At 68.0% G+C, this 5,214-nt stretch carries 4 protein-coding genes; 2 read left to right on the top strand and 2 right to left on the bottom strand.

Annotated features, from left to right (window positions below):
* Nucleotides 1-51: 51 nt before the first annotated feature.
* Both ACLFQI_RS11385 and ACLFQI_RS11380 read left to right on the top strand, forming a co-directional pair.
* Nucleotides 52-1,851: a type I secretion system permease/ATPase gene (locus tag ACLFQI_RS11385; RefSeq protein ID WP_410759425.1), complete on the top strand. Its 1,800-nt coding sequence runs from the start codon at nt 52-54 to the stop codon at nt 1,849-1,851.
* Between the two features lie 107 nt (nt 1,852-1,958).
* Complete coding sequence (locus tag ACLFQI_RS11380) at nt 1,959-3,302, top strand: HlyD family type I secretion periplasmic adaptor subunit (RefSeq protein WP_410759424.1); 1,344 nt, start codon at nt 1,959-1,961, stop codon at nt 3,300-3,302.
* Between the two features lie 14 nt (nt 3,303-3,316).
* Here ACLFQI_RS11380 and ACLFQI_RS11375 read toward each other — a convergent pair whose 3' ends face one another.
* Nucleotides 3,317-3,769 (bottom strand): DNA polymerase III subunit chi, encoded by a 453-nt coding sequence (locus ACLFQI_RS11375; RefSeq protein WP_410759423.1) that lies wholly within the window; start codon nt 3,767-3,769, stop codon nt 3,317-3,319.
* Nucleotides 3,770-3,916: 147 nt separating this feature from the next.
* A partial coding sequence (locus ACLFQI_RS11370) for a leucyl aminopeptidase (RefSeq protein ID WP_410759422.1) occupies nt 3,917-5,214 on the bottom strand: 1,298 nt, incomplete at its 5' end.

The raw sequence follows: 5,214 nt of genomic DNA, 5'->3' as shown, positions 1-5,214 counted from the left end.
AACAACGTACAATGAGGGATTACCGAGACCGACCGGAACGGAGACCCCACCGTGCGGACCCCCATCAAACAGCAGGACGAACTCAAAGCCGCGCTCAAGACCTGTCGCGGTTCCTTCATCTACGCGGGCCTCTTCAGCATGTTCATCAACCTGCTGATGTTGACGCCGGCGCTGTACATGCTCCAGGTCTACGACCGCGTGCTCGCCAGCAGCAGCATGGAGACGCTGCTGATGCTGACGCTGCTGGTGGTCGGCCTCTATGCCATCATGGGCGCGCTCGAGATGGTGCGCACGCGCATCCTGGTGCGGGTCAGCAGTCGGCTCGACATGCACCTGAACGAGCGTCTGTTCTCGGCCATGTTCGAGGCCGGCGTGCGCCAGGGCCGGCGCACCGGCTCGCAGCCGATCAACGATCTGACCACGTTGCGCCAGTTCCTCACCGGACGCGGATTGTTCGCCTTCTTCGATGTGCCCTGGGTGCCGGTCTACATGGCGGTGCTGTTCTTGCTGCACCCGCTCATCGGCTGGGTTGCGGTCGCCGGCGCGGCGATCCTGATCGGGCTGGCGGTGGCCAACGAGCTGAGCACGCAGCCCCCGCTCGGCGAGGCCAATCGGATGGCGGTGGCCAATGCCAATTTCATCGAGGGCAATCTGCGCAATGGCGAGGCCATCGAGGCCATGGGCATGCTCGGCAATGTGCATCGGCGCTGGCTGAGCCGCCATAACGAGGTCTTGCGGTTGCAGAGCCAGGCCAGCGATCGCGCCGGCACGCTGACCAACACCAGCAAGGCGCTGCGCATCATGCTGCAGTCGCTGATCCTTGGCGTCGGCGCCTATCTGGCGATCCAGAATATCATCACCCCCGGCATGATGATCGCGGGCTCCATCCTCATGGGCCGCGCGCTCGCGCCGCTGGATATGCTGATCGGCTCTTGGCGCGGCTTCCTCAGCGCGCGTAGCGCTTACGAGCGCCTGCGCGGGCTGCTCACCGAGGTGCCGGAGCGCAGCTTCGGCATGAGCCTGCCGGCACCGCGCGGGCGGCTCACGCTCGAAGAGGTGATCGCCGCGCCGCCACAGGTGCGGGTCCCGGTGTTGCGGCGCATCAGCCTGGAGATCGCCCCCGGCGAGAGCGTCGGCATCATCGGCCCGAGTGCGGCGGGGAAATCGACCCTCGCGCGGGTGGTGCTCGGCGTGTGGCCGACCATGAGTGGTTACGTGCGCCTCGATGGCGCCGATATCTCGACCTGGAACCGCGAGGCGCTCGGCCCCTACATCGGCTATCTGCCGCAGGATGTCGAACTGGTCGAGGGCTCGGTGAACGAGAACATCGCCCGCTTCGGTCAGGTCGATCCCAGCGCGGTGGTCAACGCCGCGCAGCGCGCTGGCGTGCACGAGATGATCCTACAGCTGCCCGAGGGCTACGACACCCAGATCGGCGCCGGCGGCATGGTGCTCTCGGCCGGCCAGCGCCAGCGCATCGGGCTGGCGCGCGCGCTCTATGGTCAGCCGGTGCTGGTGGTGCTCGACGAGCCCAACTCGAACCTCGACGATCAGGGCGAAGCGGCCCTGGTGAGCGCGATCATGGCGCTGAAAGAGGCCGGCAGCACGCTGCTGCTGATCACCCATCGCCCCAATGTGCTGCACGCGGTCGAGAAGGTGATGGTCATCAGCGAGGGCACGATCAAGGCCTTCGGCGCCCGCGACGAGGTGCTCGCGCAGTTCGCGCGGCCGAAGTCGGTGCCGCGCCAAGCGCCGCCGAATGCCTTGCGCGGCACCACCGGCACGCCACCTGCGCCACCTGCGCCACCTGCGCCACCGTCTGCAACGCCGGCGAGGACCCCATCCGCCTGAGTGTCGCCTGAACCTCGTCCGGGTCCGGGCGCGCTGGCCGCTGGTCCGCGCGCCTTCGGTCGTTCGCACCCTTATCCACAACAGCATTCGCGGGAGCAACCCTCGCTTTGGAGATCATCGCCCCTTCGACACGCGTGACCGCGCCGCCAGCGCCCACCGTGCCCACCAACGACAAACGCGCGCGCCTGCTCGGCCTGCTGATCCTGGTGATCGGGCTCGGCGGCTTCCTGACCTGGGCCGCGCTGGCCCCGATCGACAGCGCCGCCGTGGCCCCAGGCGTGGTCACCGTGGAGGGCGCGCGCAAGACCGTGCAACACCTCGATGGCGGCACCGTCGCCGAGATCTTCGTGCGCGAGGGCGATCAGGTCGAGGCCGACGACTTACTGATTCGCCTCGACGATCGCGAGACGCGCGCGCAACTGGAGATGGAGCGCGGCCAGCTCATCGCCCTGGCGGCCGAGGAGGCGCGCTTGGTCGCCGAGCGCGACGGCCTTGACGAGCCGGTCTTCCCGACCCGCCTGTTTGGCGGTGTCGATCTGGACGATCCGCGCCTGGTGATGGCTCGCGCCGGTCAGAAACGCGTGTTCGAGGCCCGCCGCGAGGCGCGCGAGGGCGAGATCAGCGTGCTCGAGCAACGCATCGAGCAACTGCGCGAGCGCATCGCTGGCATCGAGGATGTGCTTGAGGCCAACCAACGCCGCACCAAGCTCTATCAGGAGGAGATCGACGCGCTGACCAGCCTGTTCGATCGCCAGCTCGGCGACAAGGGCCGTCTGCGCGAGATCGAGCGGCAACAGGCCGAGCTGCTCGGCGAGCAGGCCGAGCGGCGCTCGACCATCGCCTCGACGCGCGTGCAGATCGGCGAGACCGAACTCGAGATCGCGCAGATCAAACGCCGCTTCGTCAGCGAGGTGGTCGAGCAACTGCGCGAGGTCGAGACCGAACTCAGCGACCGCGAGGAGCGCCTGCGCGCCTTGCAAGCCCGGCTCGAGCGCACCGAGGTGCGCGCCCCCGCGAGCGGCGCCGTGGTCGACCTGCAAACCCATACCGTCGGCGGCGTGCTGCGCCCGGGCGATAAGGTGCTCGACCTGATCCCGGCCGACGAGCCGCTGCTGATCGAGGCCCGCGTGTCGCCGACGGATATCGACCAGGTCTTTCCGGGACTCGAGGCCGATATCCGCTTTACCGCCTTCAATGCCAGTACCACGCCGACGGTGCTTGGGCAGGTGATGACCGTCTCCGCCGATCGGATGACCGACCCGAAAAACGATCAGGATTATTTTCTCGCGCGGGTGCAAGTGCCGCCGGAATCGCTTGAGCAACTCGAGGACAAGAACCTGCTGCCGGGCATGCCGGCGACGGTGATGATCAAGACCGGCGAGCGGACCTTCTTCGAATATCTGATGCGCCCGATCAGCGATCGGATCAGCGTCGCCTTCCGCGAGGATTGAGCCCCAACCGCCTCTCAGCCAACCTGATGGTGCGCCAGCGGATGGCCGCCATCGCGGTAGAAGAGGTAGCGTTTGCGCCCCGCTTGGCGGATCTCGGGGTCATGGTCGAGCGGTTCGCAGAGGCGCTCGAAGCGGCGGTGAAAGGCCGGCGGCTCGGGGCTGGGGCTGAGGTTGATCAGCACCTGGCGCTCCGCTTCCGGCTCGCCGTCGCTGCTGATCAGGATCGGGGTTAGGGCGGCATCGGTCTCGCCGACCAGCCCGTGCGGCAGGAAGCTGTCCTCGCGGAAGCTCCATAGCAGCCGGTCGAGGTAGCGCGCCTGGCGCGCGTCCGGACAGTAGATGAGCACGCGCGGCGGCGTGGCGCCGTCGGCCGCGCGCTTGTGGATGCGCTCGATGAGGCGACAGGTGAGCCCGAAGCGATCGTCGCGGCTGGTGTCCTTGAGGATGTAGAAATCGACTCTGGTCATGATTGGCGACCAAGGTTGCGGGCTCGGGCCCGTCGCCCTCTCTGGTTGACGGCTTGCCTATCAATAGCCCCGGCCGCCGCAGCGCCTGGTCGTGGCAGGGCAGACCACTGCTCGGTGTTCCACGCGGCGCCTCAATGGGCCAACGGCTCAGGCATTCCTCTCGGCGCGATCGAGCAAGAACTGGCTGAGCAAGGGCACCGGCCGCCCGGTCGCGCCCTTCTCCTTGCCGGTGAGCCAGGCGGTGCCGGCGATGTCCAGATGCGCCCAGCTGTAGGCCTTGGTGTAGCGCGAGAGGAAGCAGGCGGCGGTGATGGCGCCACCGTCGCGGCCACCGACGTTGGCCATGTCGGCGAAGTTGCTGTCGAGCTGTTGCTGGTAATCGTCCCACAGCGGTAGGCGCCAGACACGGTCGGCGCTGGTCTCGCCGGCCTGGATGATGGCTTCGGCGAGGGCCTCGTCGTTGGTGAACAACCCGGAGGGATGGCGGCCAAGGCCGACGATGCAGGCGCCGGTGAGGGTGGCCAGGTCGATCACCAGCGCCGGGTCGAAGCGCTCGACGTAGGTCAGCGCGTCGCAGAGGATCAGCCGGCCCTCGGCGTCGGTGTTGAGGATCTCGATGGTCTGCCCGGAGAGGCTGGTGACGATGTCGCCCGGTTTGTTGGCGGCGCCGTCGGGCAGGTTCTCCGAGGCCGGGACCACGCCGATGACGTTGAGGGGCAGTTCCAGCGCGCAGAGCGTGCGCATCGCGCCGATCACGCCGGCGCCGCCGCACATGTCGTACTTCATCTCGTCCATCGCCTCGGCGGGCTTGATCGAGATGCCGCCGGCATCGAAGGTCAGCCCCTTGCCGACCAGCACGATCGGCTTGTCCTCGTCGCTGCCCCCGCGGTAGTGCATGAGGATCAGCTTGGCGGGCTCTCGACTGCCACGGCTGACCGAGAGCAGGGCGCCCATGCCGAGTTCGGCCATGGCGTCCTCGTCGAGGACGTCGACCTTGAGCCTGTCGGAGTGCTCGCCGACGCCGACGGCCCGCTCGGCGAGATAGCTGGGCGTGCAGAGATTGCCGGGTAGATTGCCGAGATCGCGCGCGAGTTCGACGCCCTTGGCGATGGCGAGTCCCTGCGCGGCGCCGCGCTCGGCGGCTTCGATGTGCGCGTCGTCCGCGACCCAGCAATCGAGTTCGGCGAGCGGAGCGGCCGCCTCGGTGGCCGGCTGTTTGGTCTCGGTGTAGCGATAGGCGCTCTGTGCGGCGAGCAGGACCGTGTGGCGCACGCATTGATCGAGTTCCATGCCATTCGGCTCGAGCGCGGTCAGGGCGCAGAGGGCGCTGCTGAGGCGCGCGGCATCGAGCCGCGCCAGCGCGGCCTTGAGCGCCTTCTCGTAGGCGCTACGGTCGAATTCCTCGTGCTTGCCGCAGTTCACCAGCAGCAGGCGCTCGGCGCGGA

It is taken from the genome of Halochromatium sp. (assembly GCF_046541315.1).
Taxonomy (GTDB): domain Bacteria; phylum Pseudomonadota; class Gammaproteobacteria; order Chromatiales; family Chromatiaceae; genus Lamprobacter.
Note: the sequence above shows the minus strand (reverse complement) of the source record. Positions and strands in the feature narration are given on the sequence as shown.

What these genes read in the sequence shown, in the direction of transcription:
- ACLFQI_RS11375 (WP_410759423.1), bottom strand. Translation starts at nt 3,769, where the DNA reads ATGACCAGAGTCGATTTCTACATCCTCAAGGACACCAGCCGCGACGAT.